This is a genomic window from Myxococcus sp. CA056, from assembly GCF_013336715.1.
GTDB classification, from domain to species: Bacteria; Myxococcota; Myxococcia; order Myxococcales; family Myxococcaceae; genus Myxococcus; species Myxococcus llanfairpwllgwyngyllgogerychwyrndrobwllllantysiliogogogochensis.
In genome coordinates this window covers 197,806-215,381 of sequence record NZ_JABUMT010000014.1, presented here as the reverse complement: position 1 = coordinate 215,381, position 17,576 = coordinate 197,806, and the positions used below count along the sequence as shown (strand labels likewise).

The window sequence follows — 17,576 nt, the reverse complement described above, 5'->3', positions numbered from 1 at the left end:
GGAAGCAACGGGGCGCGGCGAATCAGCCGCAGGAGGGGATCGAGACTGGTGGGCGTGGCCAGGGGCTTGAGCAGCCTGGCCCCGGCTTCTGCTCCCGCTGTGATGGCAACGGAGCACCGCTCGGTGGCCAGCCGGCGTGGCCGGTGCGCCTGCGCGGACAGCAGGCGCACCGGCCGCTCCGTGAACGTGCGGCGGGGAGCGCGAGCGTTACGGAAGCGGGGGAAGCGCGATGCGCAGCTTGACCCACTCGTACTCCTTGACGGTCTTTCCAGCCACCTGGACGTTCTTGCTCTTGGAGCCGACCACGGAGAGCTTGAGGGGACTTTCAAACACCGCGTGCACATTGGTGTTCGTGGCGATGAAGCGCGCCAGCGTCAACGTCCCCATGACCATGACAGTCGGGCAGTCCGCCCTCAGCTTGCACGTGGGAGCACGATACACAATCACCGTGCCGCCCTCGATATCGTTCGCGCTGTTGAGGCGCGCCTTCGGTACGACGATGAACAGCCGATTCTTGCCGTCGGGAGTCTCCCAGACCGCGCCCAGCTTGTGGTCGATGGGGCTGTCGGGCTTGTTGGCGTTTACGTCCACGGGCCGGAGGATGACCTCGGTGAAGCGATCGCGCTCGAGGACCGCATTGACCTGGGTGAGCTCCGCCTTCTTCGTCCATCCCAGCCAGTGGAGCTGCGGGAGGTTGTAGTTATCCGACGGGAATCTGCCCATGAACGTGCTCGCGTCGCGGTACTCGATGGGCTTGTTGGTAGAAGGATCTCGCGCGTTGCCGTGCGCGAGGCCGAGGATGTGCCCGGTCTCGTGGACGTAGGTCCGGAACAGGTTGTCATTGAGGTAGATGTTGCCCCCGGTGGCGTGCGAGATGGAGCAGAGCCCGGTGGGCAGCACATACACGGTCATGAACGCGGTCGCGCTGATCTGGGCGACGGCCTGTTCCTTCGCCTTCCCGCAGTTGCTGCTCGTCACCTGCACGGTCTGCGTGCCGATGATATTCCGGTGCACCTGATTGCGAGACGCGACCACGAAGAAGTCGTACATATTGTGGACGTTGGCCATGATGGAACTCATCGAAGGCGTGGTCTTGCCCGCGAGCGCGACGCGAACGACATTGACCCTGTGCGTACTGTTCACGACGCCCAATCTGGGATTGTAGTTCCTGACGCACTCCGACTCCCCGACGGCGCAGGTGTAGTTGTAATCCGATGACGGCACCTCGGCGTCCGCGATCCGGAACGACTGCACGTTGCCGTCCGCGCTCGCGCCCGACTCGAACGAGGTATCACAGAGGCTCGCGTCGGATTGAACGGTGACCGAGTCCCCGGTGCAGCCCGTGCCGGCATGGAGCGTCACGGCCTTGCCGGACGCCACGTTGACGTAGGAGGCGCCAGCGGCTGGCTCCAGCGTATAGCAGCCATTGGCTTCGGCCCCCTGAATCACCTGGGAATCACTGTGGCAGCTTTCGCGCAGGCGGACTTCCATCGAGCGAGGGGTGCTGAGGTACTCGCGCATCGTGGGCCAGTTGGCCGCCGTGCAGTTCCCAGACTGCACCTCCTCCAGGAAGTAGCCATCCTCGAGCGCCGGGTGATCGTAGGTCGCGCACGTCTCCCACAGCTCACTCCAGTGGTCCCAGTCGCAGGTCCCCGCGTTGACATACGTCTCGACACACGCGAGCGACACCATGAGTTCAGGCGAGGTGATGGCCTGTCGGGTGGACCCGACGGACGCCTCGGTGCCGGTGCCACCGGGCTGTTCGTGGGCGGGCTCCTCCCACTCTCCTGCATTGCATGCCGATACCAGAACTCCGAACAGCAGGACGCCTGTCATGGACAGCTTCTGCATACTTCTCCCTCTCGCGGCCCATGGCCGCATGGCGCTGCGCATCATTTGCAGTGGAATGGCTGCTACAATTCGACAGATGAGCCAGCCCGTCGGCTGTCCCATCGGCGCTGTCTTGCCTGCGGGTTTCGCGGCGGGCGTCGCTCGCGCCTTAAATGGTCTTACTCGACATTCATGTAAAAATCGACAGACAGTGGAAAATTAATTTCGCGCCCTGACGAAAAGGTGCGAGCGGATTGCGGGAAGCGGATGAGAGGTGCGACAGAGCGCGAGGTATTGCGAGCCGCTGCTGCCGAGAGTTCAACATCCGAGGATGCAGTCACAAGAAGATTGCTTGAGCTCAACCCGGAATACCGGGAAGGAGGCGGCACACCCAGGAGCGTGTCAATGCATGTTCGTCGCCTTCCCCTCGCAGCTCACCGCGCCGTACTCGCCCTCCTCTTCGCCACTGCTATTGCCTGTGGAGTGAAGACGGAGAACGACCCCGAACTCTCAACGCAAAGCGCCGCGGTCACCTCGGGCACCCGGCTCATCGGCGTGCAGTCCGGCCGCTGCCTCGATGTGTCCCAGAACAGCCAGACGTCGGGGCAAGGCCTCAACATCTACGACTGCCACGCACAAGCGAACCAGCGGTTCCTGTTCACGCCCGAGGGCGAGTTGCGCGTGTTCGACGGCGCCTGGTGCGTCCAGCCCGCGACCGCCAGCGCGGGGGGCCGAGCCGTCATCAGCGCCTGCACCGGGGCCGCCAACCAGCGATGGGTCCGAAACACCAGCGGCGCGGTGGTCCATACGGCGACCTCGTTGTGCCTCGATGTCTCCGGTCAGGCCACCGCCAACAGCTCCCCGGTGGTGGTCTGGAATTGCAACGGCCAGACGAACCAGCAGTGGTCGCTGCCTGTCGACACCCAGCCTCCCACCGTGCCCACGGGACTCACCCTGTCCAACGTGACGTGCAACTCGGCCACGCTCACGTGGTCGCCGTCCACGGACAACGAGGGCGTCGCCTTCTATGACGTCTACCACGACGGTCAGCACATGAAGGCAGTCTCCGGCGCCGTGGTGTCCACCGGCCTGACGGTGGTCCCCGGGGCGACGTGGGGCCTGTATGTGAATGCGCGGGATGCGGCCGGCAACGTCTCTCAGGGCAGCGCCACGCTCACCATCACCCCGCCGCAATGCCAGGTGGATACCCAGGCCCCCAGCATTCCGACAGGCGTCACCGCCACCGCCCTGGGTACCAGCGTGACGGTGAGCTGGACGGCGTCGACCGACAACGTGGGCGTGAGCGCGTACGACGTGTTCCGAGGGGGCGTGAAGATTGGAACGGTGTCCGGCTCGCCGCCCGGGACGACCTTCGTCGACAGCGGACTCTCCCCGAACACGACCTACGCCTACGCCGTGCTCGCCCGTGACGCCCAGGCCAATGCGTCCGCCCAGAGCTCGGCCGTGACGGTCACCACCGGCCAGGCCTGCACGAACGACGTCTGCTCCGTCTCCCAGGTCGCCACCGACACGGACATCCCGTGGGGACTGGTGAACCTGCCGGATGGCTCGGTGCTCTACGGCCGCAGGGACGCGCAGAACATCGTCCGCCTGGACCCGGCGACGGGCCAGAAGACGTCGGTGGGAGTCGTCCCCAACGTGCAGAGCACCGACGGCGAGGGCGGGCTGATGGGGTTGGCCCTCTCCCCCACCTTCGCCACCGACAGCTGGCTGTACGTGATGCACACCTCCCCCACCGACAACCGCATCGTGCGCCTCAAGTATGAGAACGGCGCCCTCAACACCTCCTCGCTCCAGGTGCTGCTCTCGGGTATCGGCCGCAACAAGTTCCACAACGGTGGGCGCCTGCGCTTTGGCCCGGACGGGAAGCTCTACGCGTCGACGGGGGATGCCCAGAACGGCGCCTATGCACAGGACCTCAACAACCTGGCCGGCAAGGTGCTGCGGCTCAATGCCGACGGCACGCGCCCGTCCGACAACCCCTTTGGGAACTACGTGTGGAGCTACGGCCACCGCAACCCGCAGGGGCTGGCCTTCGACTCCCAGGGGCGACTGTGGGAGCAGGAGTTCGGCAACTCGGTGATGGATGAGACGAACCTCATCCAACGGGGTGGGAACTACGGCTGGCCGAACTGCGAAGGGACGGTGTCCCAGGGAGGCTCGGGCTGCGCGACGGCCGGGTACATCGCCCCGAAGCGGACCTACTCCACGGCGGAAGGCTCGTGCTCTGGCATCGCGGTGGTCCGCGACGTCCTCTACGTGGCCTGCGCCCGCGGCTCACGCCTCTACCGAGAGGTCATCAGCGGCACCGAGCTGACCAACGTGCAGCAGTTCTTCGTCGGCACCTACGGCCGGCTGCGCACCGTCGAGCCGACGCCCGACGGCAACCTCTGGATGACCACGACCAACCAGGGCGACAAGGACAGCATCCCCGACAACAGCAACGAGAAGATCTTCCGCGTCGTCCTCGGGCAGTAGGGAGCGTTCAATGCCCCCGGGGCCCTGGCGGCGCCGGGGGCAGGCCTCGCCTCGCTCCGAGAGGCGGGCTCCGCGCACGCAGTTCCAGGCAGAGCGGGCGGCTTGTATCAACACCCCGAGCGACTCGACGACGAGGCGCCCTTGAATGGGCGCCTGCGTGCCGACTTCGCTTTCGCCTACTTCTTCTTTTTGATGAAGAACCTGTGCTCCGACCACCAGTCGAAGTGGCCTCGGCTCCGCGAGAAGTAGATGCCGCGTCCGGCATCGAGCACCTTTTCCCAGACGCTGCCGCCGTCCTTCTTCTTGAGCACGCCCGTCGGCTTGCCGAGGAACTTCTTCGCGGTGAAGTCGTTCACACCCTGAGGCAGCTTGAAGGCGAGCGGGCCGTCATACTTCTCGCCGAGGTGCACTTCGGAAATCACGCCATTGCGGCCGATGTGGACCGTGATGCCACGCTTCTTGTCCTTGAGCGCGCCTCCGGCCTTCAGGGGCCTGGTCGGCAGCTTCAGCTTCTTGAGCTCCGCCGAGAGCTTCGGGTCAGTCACGGGCCTCCCGAGCAGGGCCACCAGCCCTCGCGGAAGGGGGGCCAGCTTCTTCACGCCCTCGCTCTCCACCGGAGCGGGCGCGGCGTCACGCTGGTACGCCTTCACGTTGAACTTCGCGGGCTTCGGCGCCTTGACCTTCTCCTTCGCGAGCCACTCACGCAGCGCCTCGCGCTCATCGCCCTCATCCAGGTCATCCAAGCGCGTCTTGCCCGCGCCGAGCGCCAGCAGGAACGCCTCGAGGCTGGGAGCGACGACCTTCAGCACGTCCGACTCCGAGTCGAACAGCACGACCGGCCGCGGCGTCACGGTCGAGACGAGCGCGAGCAACGAGCCCTCTGGCAGCGACAGGAAGCACCACGCGTCGCTCAGTTCGCCAGGCACCTCCGAGGTCATGAGTTCGAACGAGCCGAAGTTTCCATACTTCTGCGTCGCGACCCACCTGGCGAAACGCGCGAGCAACGGAGGAACAGTCAGCCCCTTGGGCGGCTTCAGCCTGGCGAAGTATTTGCTCATGGGGCGCGCACCCTACCCCATCGTTCAAGGGATGCCACGGCGCCCGGAAATGGATTCCAGGCGCGCATCGACTCCGCCCCAACAGCGCTGACGCAGGGGCGCGCGCGGCTACTTCTGGTGGATGCGGATGAAGTTGAGCTTGTTGTTGGCGGCTCCCGGCGCGCTGCGCACGGTGAGCCGGCCGTCGGACACCGCGACCACGCCAGAGCCGTTGGTGAAGCCGTAACCCGTCGGCACACCGCTCAGCAGCACCGAGTCCTCCACCTGGATGCGGTATGAGCCGTTCTTGGTGCTCGGGTCTCCCGCCAGGAGGTCAATCGCGTAGACGCCGTTCGGCACGGCGATCTCCCAGACCCGGTCGCCCCCCTGCTGCATGCGCGCGTGACGCTGCGCCAGGATGTCGATGTCGTAGCCCGCGTCCACCATGTTGGCCGTGTTGTCCACGTTCCACCCATAGCTGAAGCCGTACGCCCGGCCCCCGTACACCTGGCCGTAGTCGGTGAGCATCGCGTAGATCTCCACGGGCGAGGCCGAGGCCGGCTGGAAGTTGATGTCCACTCCGAACTTCCGCGTCACCTCCACGAAGGCCAGCTTGTTGTTCACCGCGGCGCTGTCATTGCGAATAGTCAGCCGGCCGTCATTCACGTCGACCGTGGTCACCGCCTCCACGAAGCGCTTGTCCGTGGTGGGCGTGCCCTTCAGCACGTGGCCGTAGTATTCGACGCTGAAGATGTAGTCGCTGTCGAAGAAGCTCGGGTCCCCCGCCACCAGGCGGACCTGGTAGTAGCCGTTGGGGACCGCCAGCTCCCACGTGAAGTTGCCGCCGTTCTGCGTGCGGATGACGGTGTCGTAGGCCTGGGACGGCGTGTTCGCGTCATCGCGATCTCGCGTGTTGGCCGTGTTGTCCGCGCTCCACCCGTACGTGTGGCCATTGCCCCGGCTCCCGAACACCTGCCCCGAGTCCGCGACGAAGCCCGCGGGCACCGCCACGTTGGCGGGCTGGAAGTTCACCCGCAGCTCGAAGGGAACGAAGGGAGAGAACGGCACGGTCTGCGCCACGGCCGGAGCGCCGACCAACGCCAGTCCGCCCAGCGCCGCCAGCCGCACCGTCTTCGAGAGCAGTGTCTTCATGATGTCGACCTCGGGGTGTGGGACCGCGCCACGGCGGCCCCCGTGAAGGGCCCACCGCTAACATGCCCCTCCCGAATCACCGCAAGCCACACATCCACCACCCACTCCCCACGCACGGCGGCGCGCAATTTTGCCGCGAGAATGGATGCGCGTTGAACACCGCTCGCCAGACTCATCCATGAGTGCCACGCGACACGCGACAACAACCCATGTTGCGCAATCGGGGCGGGTGCGGGGTCTACGGGAGAACCCGGGTCAGTCAGGCCTCGGCCCGTCCTTGGAGAACCCCATGCGCAGCTCTGCTCCGCACACGCCTTCGCGTGCCACGCTGCCCGTTCGACATCCCTCGGCGGCATACCTGCTCGCGGCGGTCTTGATGGTCGGTTGCGAGTCCCCTCCCTCCGAGCCGCCGCCCCCGTCGCCGGAGTCCCGCCCCACGACGGAGGAGAGCCCCTACTTCGACGGAGAGCTCCTCGTCCGGTTCCGTGGCGGCGTTCAGGCCCTTGCCACGAGCGGCGCTGACGTGGTGAAGGGCGCGAGCGTCCTCCACGCGTACCGCGGGGCTCCCGGGCTTCAGCACGTCCGGCTTCCCGTGGGATTGAGCGTCGAGCGCGCCCTGGAACAGTATCGCGCGGACCCTCGCGTCGAGTTCGCCGAGCCCAACTACCGCCTCGAGAAAAACGCGCAGCCGGACGACACACGGTTCCGCGAACAGTGGGGGTTGCACAACGTCGGGCAGACGCTCGGCGTCGTGGACGCGGATATCAATGCGCCGGAGGCGTGGGAACTCATCGAAGGGCGTGAGTCGGGTGTCGTCGCCGTCATCGACACGGGCGTGGACCTCACGCACCCGGACCTGGTCGACAACCTGTGGGTCAACCCCGGGGAGACCGCCGGCAACGGCATCGACGACGACAACAACGGCTACATCGACGACATCCACGGCATCGACGCGACGGACGCGACGGACGCGGCGGGGGCCAGGCCGCCCAGGGACGACGATGGCCATGGCACACACGTGGCTGGAATCATCGCCGCGCGCGGTGGCAACGGACGCGGCGTCACGGGTGTGAGCCCCCGCACGAAGCTCATCGCCTGCAGGATTACGGACGCGAATGGAAACCTGTCGGGCGCGGCCGCCATCCGCTGCCTCGACTACGTCGCGGAGCTGAAGACGCGAGCACGGCACCCGGTGAACGTGGTCGCCACGAACAGCTCCTGGGGAGGGCGCCTCCCCTCGCAAGAGCTCGAACGAGCCATCGCGCGCAACCTGCCCGCGGGAATCCTCTTCGTGACCGCCGTGGGCAATACAGCCATGAGCCTCGACGAGAACTGGGGCTCCCAATATCCAGCGGAGTACTCGCTGCCGCACCTCATCCGGGTTGGTGCCTCGGACGCGTCGGACCGGCGTGCCTGGTTCTCCAACTTCGGCTCCCAGCGCGTGGACGTCTTCGCTCCCGGAGAAGCCATCCTGAGCACGGTGCCGGGAGGCGGGTATGCCGCCTACAGCGGGACCTCCATGGCGGCTCCCCACGTCGCCGGCCTCGTGGCGCTCCTGTCCGCGCAGGTGCCCGCGCGCGACTGGCGGACCTTGCGCAACCTGGTGCTCAGCGGAGGGCAGCAGGTGCCCGCCCTGCGGGACGTCAGCGTGACGGGCCGCCGCATCCGCGCCATCGGTACGGATGGAGTGGGCTCGATGAGCTGTGAGAACCAGACAGTGGCAAGGCGACTGGCGCCCCAGGGCGAGGTGTTCATCAGCGGCACGAGTTGGGGAGAGCCTGGTGATCGCGTCACCCTCTCCGCGCTGAACATCCGCTGTGGCGAGGCCGCGGGTCGCGTGACGGTGCTCATGAGCAGCCCCCCTGGCAGCATCGACCTCCTCGACGACGGCCTGGGCGCCGACCTGGTGGCCGGTGATGGCATCGCCACCGCGCACTGGTCCCCCCCGGAGACGGGCGCCGTCACCTTCACCTTCCCGGGAGAGGATGCGGTGACGGTTCATCCCAGGTTCCCTGCCCTCCCCTCCATCCACAAGGGGCGCGCATCCTGGAATCCCGCCCTGGGAGAGGTGGCCTTGTTCTCCATCGACTTCAGCGGACGTGGCTCCCCAGGGCCCTGGGAGGTCCAGTGGGATGTCGACTACAAAGGCCGCTTCGACGTCGATATCTCGACGGCGGCGCCAGGGACCTCCCACCCCGGCGAGGAGACGAACTCGTCCGTCCGGCGCGTTCCACAGGCCCCCGAGGCGACGGTTGCGGCCGTGAAGCTCATCGACTCCCTTGGGGTCGTCTCGCCCACCCTGCAGTTCTTGACGGACTACCAGAAGCCCTATCCCTCCGACGTGCGGGTCGACGCGAACATCCTGGTGCCCGAGACTTCTCATCCGTTCGAGCTGACCGTCTGGTTCCGGGCGAACGGCACCATCGGTCCCTGGGTCGTGCAATGGGACTTGTTCCATGACGGAGAGCGCTTCACTCCATACGCGGCGGACCTCGTCCTGAGCACCGTGGGAGGGGAGTGGCCCAAGGCCATCGGGCGACTCACGCGGGTGTTCTCCGCATCCCATGGGGGGCCCCACCGCTTCGCCGTGCGAGTCATGGACGCGAAAGGGAAGACCTCTCCCATCCAGACGTGGGGCGCTGTCGCGGTCTGCGGCCCTCCCTTCATCCAGGAGGTGGAGTGGGAGAGCGCGGGGCGCGTGGAGCCCGTCGACGCGAGGCTGACCGCCCGCGCCGTTCAGGCCTGCGAGCCCATCCTTCGCTACCGCTGGGACTTCGACGCGGACGGGAGCTTCGATGCGGAGAGCGAGAGCCCCTTCATCCGTCATGTGTATGCGGACAACGTCACCGGCCAGTCCTCGCAGCGGGGCATCGTGCGCGCGGAGACGGCGACAACCCACTTCGACCGGACCTTCGAGGTTCCCGTCGAGAACACAGCCCCTCTTGTCCTTCCCATCCCCGAGCAGGTCGTGACGACCCGGCAGCGAATGGAGTACCAGGTCCCCGCCCATGACGTGGCGGGTGACACGCTCCGGTTCACCCTGAGCGCGAACGCCCCCAGGTGGGTCCAGCTGAGCGACACCGGACGGCTCTCCTGGACGGCCTCGGAGTCGTGGGCTCGAGGGGAGAAGCAGCTCGGCTTCAGCGTCACCGTGACCGATGACGAAGGGCTGTCCGCGACCATCCCCGTCGTCCTGGTCCCCGCGTATCGGCCGGAACCGCCCCCCGCGCCCCCGGATGAGGGCGGGTGCTCCACCACGGGGGGCGCCTTCCCTGGGGGTCTCGTGCTGCTCGCGCTCCTGCCGTGGCTACAGCGCCGCGGCCCATCCCGGCGCCCGGGGCGAACACGGGAGAAGAAGAGGGAGCCCCCAGAGACCACCGCCCGCTGGACAGAAGGGCTCTGGTCCAGGTTGTCGCGCTGCAGGGGGCTGACGAGCGTCCTGCCACCGCCACTCAGCGAGAGGATGTAGAGCTGCGCTCCCTGGGCCGGGTAGACCTTCGAGCCCAACCCGCCCAGGAGTCCTGGGGCCCGCGCGGCGTTCGCGTCCACCTTGGGGGCAGGATGCTTGTGGACCGACTCCTCGATGGGAAGGTTGTGCTCCGCTGTCAGTCGTCGCGGAGGGCCTTCATGAGGAAGCAGCGAAGAGGGAGTGGGTTCATTCCCACATTCAGTTCACTCCTGCTAGGGCTGACGCTGGCCTGTGGAGTCGAGACGACGGACCCATCCGAGGACGAAATGCACCTCGGGGAGGTCGCGGCCGAGCTGGTGGAACCCCCTGACGGGAAGGAGATCTTCCTGGAACGGTGTCCGACGGCGGCGGACGCACGGGACAGAACGCTGTTCGTCTCGAACACGGGGCCATGGAACTCCAGCAGGCCGTTGGGCTCCAGCTCCAACCCATACAGGACCATCACCCTGGCGCTGAAGGCCGCCCGGCCGGGGAACATCATCGAGGTGCGCCCGGGAACCTATCCCGAGCAGCTCGTCATCAACCCGTCGACGACCCGGGCGGGTACCGCCATCGCGCCCATCCTCGTCAGGGGAGCGTCGTCCTTCAGGACGCGCATCGTCCCCCCGACCGGACGTGTCGTGGGCAGCCTGCTGACCTTGAGCCAGCCCTACTGGATCTTCCAATCCCTGGAAGTAGACATCCAAGGCAAGGCATCGTTCGCCGCGCTCTTCGAACGCAACACCTATTGCTCGCAGTTGATTGACTCACGGATACACCGAGGCACAGCCGGTGGCGGCGTCGTCATCAGCAGTGCCAACAATGTCCTCATCGGCAACAACGAGATTTATGACTTCTCGAAGTCGGGGGCGGACTCCCATGGGGTCGTGGTCAAGAACGCCTCGCGGGAAATCTTCGTCCTGGAGAACAATATTCATCAGACCGCGGGCGACTCGGTGCAGTGTCAGATGGATGGCAACAGACCCGCGTATCTCTATATCGAGCACAACCAACTGCATGATGCCGGGGAGAACGGCGTCGACATCAAGGGTTGCGACTCCGTCTTTGTGCGCACCAACTCCATCTTCGACTTCCCCAACCTGTCGCGCTACCCCTGGCAGGCGAGCACCTCCGCGGCCGAAGCGGTGGTGGTCCACGCGGACGCCACGAACGTTCAACTCGTGTCCAACACCATTTCCGATGCGGGCCGAGGAATCTCGCTAGGAGGCACCACGGCAGGGGACCAGCCCGTGGACGTGCTGATTCGGAACAACACCATCAGCGACATCTTCAACTTCGCGAACAGGGGGAACGGACAGGGCATCCGCGTCGTGCAGGTCAACCGGGTGCAGATCCGCGCGAACCTCGTGCAGCGGACGGCGGACGCCGGACTGCGGCTGGCCGCGGATGAACCCCTCGGGGCCCCGGGCATGCTGGTGTTCGACAACATCCTCCGCGACATGCCGCTCTTCGTGCGGCTGGGCCGCGCGCAATACCGCGCCCAGATGAGGATGGACCGAAATCGTTACGAGGGGCCCCGTGGCAAATTCACGGCCACGGGACTCGTCAACCTCGGGGAGTTCCCTGAGTGGCGCAGCAAGCTGGCGCCCGCGGGCCTGGAGCAGAACTCAATACGAGTCCCCTGAGAGGCGACGCACATGAGGTTCCGGCCGCCACCACACCAGCGGCCGGCGGGCCGGCTTCGGCCCTCAGGCCTGCTCGCTCGATTTCGGGACAGCCTCTAGGATGTTCGGGCGCCTTCGCCGCGGACTTCGAGGCGCAGCAGGTCAAGGGCCCCGACTCCATGCATGCACCCCCACCCTCCGAACTCGAGCTCATCCAGGACGGCATCCGGCTGACCTCCTGGGTCTTCGGCATCAACCTGTATACCAGCCGCTCGTTCTACGACGGCTCCGTCGGGCTGCTGTCGGCCTGGGACCTGTTCCAGACCCGGTGCCCACCCGAGCGGCTGACCTTCCACGCCACGGAGACGATGAAGGCCCACAAGCCGGTCACGAAGCGGGTCCTCGGACTGCTCGGCACCTGGCTGGCCCCCGATGCGCCTCGCAAGAACTACCTCGCGCTTCGCCTTCGAGTGCTCCCGCGATGACAAGGAGGCCAGCGAGACACACGCCTGGAAAATGTCGATGCGTCACCCGGGCATCGACATCGTTCGCATCCCGTTCGACGCCAAGGCCGTGGGCGGCAATGGCATCCAGGGCGTGAATTGGCTGACGCTGCTCGACACAGGGACGCTGGAGCAACTCGGTGGGCTCAAGGCCCTGCGGAGTCAGCTTCCCGCCGAAGTCGAGCTGCTCGAAGCCCGGCATGGCACCCTGGTCAAGACAGGGCCCGCCCCCATGACAGGCGATGTCGACCACGGGGAGATGTTGCCGCTGTACCGTGAGGTCTATCGGCTGCTCGCGCCGTGGATCGCCATCGCGGCGGACCAGTCCATGGCGCTGCGGCTCGGGGGCGGCGCCATCCCCCGGACCGAGGCGTGGTACCGGCGACTGGGCACCTGAGCCCCCGCCAGGAAGCCGCACCCCGAGCAGGCTCTGGAAGGCTTGTCCACTCGCCCCGTTGGTCGACGGTGCGGGGTTGGAATTCAGAACGTTTGAGCGCGTTGGGGACTGTCGCAAGGCTCGTCCTCGCCCGCCGGCGCGAGGGCTGGGGCCTTCCACTCAAACAGACGCAGGGTCCGCCGTTCAGGGTGGCTCCTGCCACGCCTGGGAGCCTGCTCCCGAGCGTGGCGGTGTGCCCCTCGCTGGGCCTGCTGGAGGCAACACCGTTTGCGGAAACTTCGACTGGCATTCGCTGTCACGACTTTCTCACTGCTGCTGTCGGCAGGCTGCGGCAGTAAAGGAACGGAAAAGGAAACCCCTCCGGATGACCCCTCTCCGGACACCAGCCCCTCCGTACCCGGCGACGGCACCCCTGACCCCACGCCTGGCACCGGAGACCCCGACCCCACGCCTGGCACCGGCGAGCCAGACCCCACACCCGGCACCGGCGATCCTGACCCTACCCCTGGCACCGGCGAGCCTGACGCCGGCACCCCTCCCACGACCGACCCCGGGCCTGTCATCCCCGACCCGACGGACCCCGAGCCTCCCGTAACCACTCCGCCCGAGCAGGTCGATGTCCTGCCCACCCCCAAGCGGACGCTCAGCGCACGCAACCTCAACGAGCTGCGGAGCATGATTGCGTCCGCCCTCCCGGGGGACCGCATCGAACTCGCCGACGGCGCCTACACCAACGCGGACCCCATCGAGGTGTCGGTCCAGGGCACGGAGAAAGATCCCATCGTCATCACCGCGAAGACCGTGGGTGGGGCGAGCATCGGCGGCGCGTCGAGCTTCCTCGTGGAAGGCGCCTCCCACGTCATCCTTCGGGGCTTCAAGCTGACGCATGCTGTGGAAGAGGGAGACGTCGCGCTGAGAATCGTCGGCTCGACCCATGTCCGCTTCACGCGGAATGAGTTCGCCATCAAGGACACGACGTCCATCAGCACCTGGATGCGGCTGGAAGGAGCGGGCAGCGGCAACAACCGCATCGACCACAACCACTTCCACGACAAGAAGAGCTCCAACGTCTTCCTCGCCGTCTATGGCGATGCGCCGAATGGAAGCACGGGCATGTCGCAGAACGACCGCATCGATCACAACTTCTTCCAGAAGCTGACCCTCGACGCCGAGGGAGGCGAGTGCCTGCGAATCGGCGACAGCAAGCGCGGCCCCATCAGCGCGCACACCGTCGTGGAGGCCAACCTCTTCGAGGAGTGCAACGGTGACCCCGAGGTCATCTCCAACAAGAGCTCGGAGAACGTCTTCCGCGGCAACACCCTGCGCAACAACAAGGGCTCGCTGGTGCTGCGCCACGGCAACAAGAACGTGGTGGATGGCAACTTCATCCTGAACAACGCGGGGGGTCTGCGCATCTACGGCCACGACCACCTCATCACCAACAACTACATTGAAGGCAGCACCGGCACGGGCGCCCAGGGCACCATCGTCCTCAGCAGCGGCTGCACCGAGGAGGACACGGGCCTGGGCACGGACTGCAGCGTCGCCAACCGGGTGACCGTGGCCTTCAACACCCTGGTGGGCAACGGGCCGACCCACCTGGTCATCGGCGCCTCCGACTCGCGCCGGCCCATTCCGGCCAGGGATCTGCGCGTCGAGAACAACCTCCTCGTCGGTGAGCAGGGCGCGTTGGTGGACTTCGAGCGGGCTCCGGATGGATTCACGGCCGTCGGCAACATGCTCTGGGGCGCGGCCTCGCCCGGCGACATCCCGTCCGCGGGCTACGTCCGGGCGGACCCCAAGCTGGTGCGCGCGGCGGATGGCCTGCTGCGTCCCACCGCCGCGAGCCCGGTGATTGGCGCGGCGCGTCCCTCCACTGGCACCCAGCCCCCCACCACGGACATGGATGGACAGGCGCGCACCGGCGCGCTGGACGTGGGCGCGGACCAGACCGTGAGCGGAGCGGGCCCACGACGTCCACTCACCTCCGCGGACGTCGGACCTCTGGCTCCCTGAGCAGAGCGCCAGAGGGTCCAAAACGAAGCAGGGGCTCGCCAGACAGCGGGAGCCCCTGCATTTGTCGTGGACCCCTGGACGAACGGCTCAGGGCGAGCCGGGGGAGCCTGCATTCTCCCGCGCACAGGACTCGGGTGCGGCGGTGACCGTGACGGCCTCGTCCGATTCGGCGGGCCGCTGCACCCGGATGCGATAGCCGCGGCCCGCCGCACAGGCGTGTACGTCGACCCCCTCCTGCAGCGGCACGGCTGAGACATAGGCTGGCGACAGGGCGTTCAGACCACTGGTGAAGAGGGTCGCGTAGTGCGCCTGCGTGCCTTCGCGCGGATAGATGAGCACCGTCGACGCCTTGCGAACCTCGTAGTCCTCCGAGTACCAGCCGTCATACGGCCTGGTGGCCCCGCGCACGGTGGAGACGGACAGGCCGTCTGGCAGGGCCTGGGTGACCTGGAGGACGCGCTTGCCCTTCGGGTCGGTGACGAAGGCGGAGACGCCCTGCGTGGCGACGGTGAGGTCCGGCTGGAACTGCCAGCGCTGCTCGAAGCGGTGCGAGTCCTCCGACAGGAGCCGGTCCACCACCAGGACGACGTCCTTCTCCAGCAGCATGACCGCGCGCCAGTGACGCACCCCTTCGTACAGCGCGTGGAAGCCTGACTGGTAGAGCCACTGTCCCCCCTGTGCGGTGAGGCTGGGGCTGGCGTGCCCGTCGCGCTGGTCCAATCCATCCACCGTCACGGTGTTGTGGGCGCGGGTGCTGCGGAAGTAGGCCTCCTCCTCTCCCGGCTCCTCGGTGAACATCCCGGAGTCCGTCAGCAGCGTCCGTCCGGCCGAGTAGAGGACCACGTTGAGGGCGTCCAGGTGACTGTGGTCCGTGCGGTAGGGCCCCGTGTCGAACACCAGGTGCGTCTGTGCCTGGTAGTCCAGGGCGGTGTCGAACGAGGAGCGGAGCACTGCCACGCCGGAGCTCGCGAAGAAGGCGAGGCGCTCGGTGGGCGCGGTGCCACACATGCCCGCCGTCAGCATGTGGCCCAGTTCGGGGAAGGCCGCGCCCATTCGCGCGAGCAATACCGGTTGGTGCTTGCGCACCAGCAGACGCTGGCTCGCCCCGAGCATGGGGATGCGCCCGTCGGGCTGCACCACGTAGGAGGCGAAGCGGGCCATCCGCTCCAGCACTTCCCTGACGAGAGGAGACATCTCCAGGCCGTACGTCTGGGCCCACTGCGAGAGCTGATACACCTGGGTGAAGACGTAGAACTGGTAGTAGGCGGAGTTCTCGATGATGAAGCCGTCCGAGCCGATGATATCCGTGAGCAGATCGTCGTAGCGCTCCAGCGCCAGCTCACGCCAGCGCGGCGCATCCTTGAAGTGCGGGAAGTTCTCCGCGATGAGCAGCAACGCCGCCGCTTCGGCGAACCCGTGGTTGAAGCCCGCCTCGAAATGCTTCGGGTCCTCCAGGAAGCGCGCATCCTCGATGATGAGCCATTCGAGCAGCGTCGAGTCCTGCCAGGAGAGGGCATCCGCGTGCTTGAGCTTCCAGTACGAGTTGACGAGCACCATGGCCCGGTAGGCCGTGCCGTGCTTGTCCTCGCTGAAGACGGAGTTCTTCTTGTTCGCGGCGAAGCTCCTGAAGATGTCCATGAGCTTGTCGCGGTAGCGCCCGTCTCCCGTCTCCCGGAAGGCCCACAAGAGATGGGCGGTGGGCCGCAACCCGTAGAAGACATAGCGCCAGAACTTCTCGCCGTAGGGGTCCTCCGTCCAGGTCAGCGGCTGGGGCAGGCGGACCGGCTCGAACCGGGGAACGGACCAGGTGTCCTTGAGGAGGAGGTCCGCGACCTCCAGCTCCCCCTCGTCCAACCACAAGTAGGCCACCTCTTTACCGAAGACATGGCCCTGCACCACGCACGCGCTGCCCTCGCAGCCCTTCTGCTGCACCGGGTTCGCATCCTCGCGCCCGCAGGCGATGTTCAGCACCTGCGCCGAGTCGAGCTCGTGCGACGGCTCCTTCTCAGTCCCGCAGTGCGTGAGCAGTACGAGGAGCAAGGCACCTTCCACGGCTCTCCATCCCAATCGTCGCGCCATGTCTCATCACTCCGTTGCAAGTCGGCGAACAGTCCGGTCCAGGCGAGCCTCGCCGGACCTATTCCACACGGATGAAGGCGTCCGTGCCGCCGAGCACCCTGGGTCCGCGGCCGAGCCCGACCTGCGGGAGCAGCGCGGCACACTCCGGGTCCCCGGCGCTGGAGAAGCACCCTGGGACAGGGTCCGTCAGCCCGTCCCCGGAGCTCTCGAAGTCCGTGTGCGCGAAGAGCGCGGCCACGTCGAAGACGACCCGGCTGCGCCCTGGCACGAAGCCCGTGAGGAGGATGGTGCTCTGATTCTCCGCGCTGCAGTCGACGCCGATGTCCGGCGTCCCGGTGCAGCCGTCGGCGCGGACGTGGAAGACATAGGCCCTATTGCCACCCGAGCGCACGTCGAGCCGGAGGTACCTGTAGCCGTACGTCCAGCTCCACCACATGCTGGGGTCGTTCAGCGGTGGGTCGGCCCACTCCACATTCCTGTGGTTGAGCTCGCGAGGAACCCCCAGCGTGAACTCCACGCCGGTGTAGTCGTCGAAGTCAGGCACGACGCCGACCACCTCGGTGCGGAGCTCCGGGCTGCCCGTGTTGCAGGTGCCGGTGCCGTCCTCGAAGTCGAGCAGGGCGATCGTCTTGCGCTGCCAGCGCCCATCCTGCGCCAACACCAGGGGGAAACGGTCCCCGTTCTTGCGCACCAACGCGACGTCATGGACGTACGCCTTGAAGTCCAGCAACTGGAGGCTGGTCCCCGAGGCACCGACCTTCTCGTAGCTCGCATCGCAGCGCAGGGGCTCGCCGCGCACCTGGGCGGTGAACTGGACCGAGACCTGACGCTCCCCCATGCAGGCAAGCAGGAGCACGGGCGCCGCGAGCACGAGCAGCCGGAGGCTCCCTCCGCCCCCCAACACGGCCCGCGCGATGGTGCCGACGCGCGGCGCAAGCCGTCCCGCCTCCCCGCTCCCTCGCTCCTGTCTCCCCCCCGGATGCATCTTCC

General features: G+C 66.9%; 11 protein-coding genes. 6 read left to right on the top strand and 5 right to left on the bottom strand.

Going from position 1 to position 17,576, the window contains the following annotated elements:
• Window positions 1-207: 207 nt before the first annotated feature.
• On the bottom strand, window positions 208-1,851 hold the full coding sequence (locus HUA76_RS36805) for a hypothetical protein (RefSeq protein WP_254614720.1): 1,644 nt from the start codon (window positions 1,849-1,851) through the stop codon (window positions 208-210).
• Window positions 1,852-2,313: 462 nt separating this feature from the next.
• On the opposite strand from HUA76_RS36805, the gene HUA76_RS36800 reads away from it, so the two are divergent.
• A complete protein-coding gene (locus tag HUA76_RS36800; protein ID WP_371823568.1) occupies window positions 2,314-4,329 on the top strand; it encodes a PQQ-dependent sugar dehydrogenase in 2,016 nt (671 codons plus the stop codon).
• A 176-nt stretch (window positions 4,330-4,505) separates the two neighbouring features.
• On the opposite strand, the gene HUA76_RS36795 is transcribed toward HUA76_RS36800, so the two are convergent.
• Window positions 4,506-5,387 (bottom strand): SMI1/KNR4 family protein, encoded by an 882-nt coding sequence (locus tag HUA76_RS36795; protein WP_174463497.1) that lies wholly within the window; start codon window positions 5,385-5,387, stop codon window positions 4,506-4,508.
• 108 nt (window positions 5,388-5,495) lie between these two features.
• A complete protein-coding gene (locus HUA76_RS36790; RefSeq protein ID WP_174455766.1) occupies window positions 5,496-6,518 on the bottom strand; it encodes a hypothetical protein in 1,023 nt (340 codons plus the stop codon).
• A 289-nt stretch (window positions 6,519-6,807) separates the two neighbouring features.
• On the opposite strand from HUA76_RS36790, the gene HUA76_RS36785 reads away from it, so the two are divergent.
• The 5 genes from HUA76_RS36785 (at window position 6,808) to HUA76_RS36765 (ending at window position 14,507) form a co-directional block, all read left to right on the top strand.
• A complete protein-coding gene (locus tag HUA76_RS36785) occupies window positions 6,808-9,987 on the top strand; it encodes a S8 family peptidase (protein ID WP_174463496.1) in 3,180 nt (1,059 codons plus the stop codon).
• A gap of 266 nt (window positions 9,988-10,253) precedes the next feature.
• Complete coding sequence (locus tag HUA76_RS36780; protein WP_174479049.1) at window positions 10,254-11,612, top strand: right-handed parallel beta-helix repeat-containing protein; 1,359 nt, start codon at window positions 10,254-10,256, stop codon at window positions 11,610-11,612.
• Between the two features lie 158 nt (window positions 11,613-11,770).
• Complete coding sequence (locus HUA76_RS36775) at window positions 11,771-12,076, top strand: hypothetical protein (protein WP_174463495.1); 306 nt, start codon at window positions 11,771-11,773, stop codon at window positions 12,074-12,076.
• Window positions 12,024-12,491, top strand: coding sequence for a type VI immunity family protein (locus HUA76_RS36770; protein WP_174463494.1), 468 nt, complete (start codon window positions 12,024-12,026; stop codon window positions 12,489-12,491). The genes HUA76_RS36775 and HUA76_RS36770 overlap by 53 nt, the downstream gene beginning before the upstream one ends.
• Before the next feature lie 267 nt (window positions 12,492-12,758).
• The gene (locus HUA76_RS36765) at window positions 12,759-14,507 is read left to right on the top strand and encodes a chondroitinase-B domain-containing protein (protein WP_256434504.1); all 1,749 of its coding nucleotides are present in this window, start codon (window positions 12,759-12,761) and stop codon (window positions 14,505-14,507) included.
• An 87-nt stretch (window positions 14,508-14,594) separates the two neighbouring features.
• On the opposite strand, the gene HUA76_RS36760 is transcribed toward HUA76_RS36765, so the two are convergent.
• Together HUA76_RS36760 and HUA76_RS36755 are read right to left on the bottom strand one after the other, a co-directional pair.
• Entirely contained in the window at window positions 14,595-16,547 is a 1,953-nt protein-coding gene (locus tag HUA76_RS36760; RefSeq protein ID WP_174463493.1) for an alginate lyase family protein, read from the bottom strand.
• Window positions 16,548-16,644: 97 nt separating this feature from the next.
• Window positions 16,645-17,490 (bottom strand): MbnP family copper-binding protein, encoded by an 846-nt coding sequence (locus tag HUA76_RS36755; protein WP_174463492.1) that lies wholly within the window; start codon window positions 17,488-17,490, stop codon window positions 16,645-16,647.
• Window positions 17,491-17,576 lie beyond the last annotated feature (86 nt).

Bases quoted from the DNA above. Each gene is read 5' to 3' on its own strand.
- HUA76_RS36795 (WP_174463497.1), bottom strand. From the start codon at position 5,387: ATGAGCAAATACTTCGCCAGGCTGAAGCCGCCCAAGGGGCTGACTGTT.
- HUA76_RS36775 (WP_174463495.1), top strand. From the start codon at position 11,771: ATGCATGCACCCCCACCCTCCGAACTCGAGCTCATCCAGGACGGCATC.
- HUA76_RS36805 (WP_254614720.1), bottom strand. From the start codon at position 1,851: ATGCAGAAGCTGTCCATGACAGGCGTCCTGCTGTTCGGAGTTCTGGTA.
- HUA76_RS36780 (WP_174479049.1), top strand. From the start codon at position 10,254: ATGCACCTCGGGGAGGTCGCGGCCGAGCTGGTGGAACCCCCTGACGGG.
- HUA76_RS36790 (WP_174455766.1), bottom strand. From the start codon at position 6,518: ATGAAGACACTGCTCTCGAAGACGGTGCGGCTGGCGGCGCTGGGCGGA.
- HUA76_RS36770 (WP_174463494.1), top strand. From the start codon at position 12,024: ATGCGCCTCGCAAGAACTACCTCGCGCTTCGCCTTCGAGTGCTCCCGC.
- HUA76_RS36785 (WP_174463496.1), top strand. From the start codon at position 6,808: ATGCGCAGCTCTGCTCCGCACACGCCTTCGCGTGCCACGCTGCCCGTT.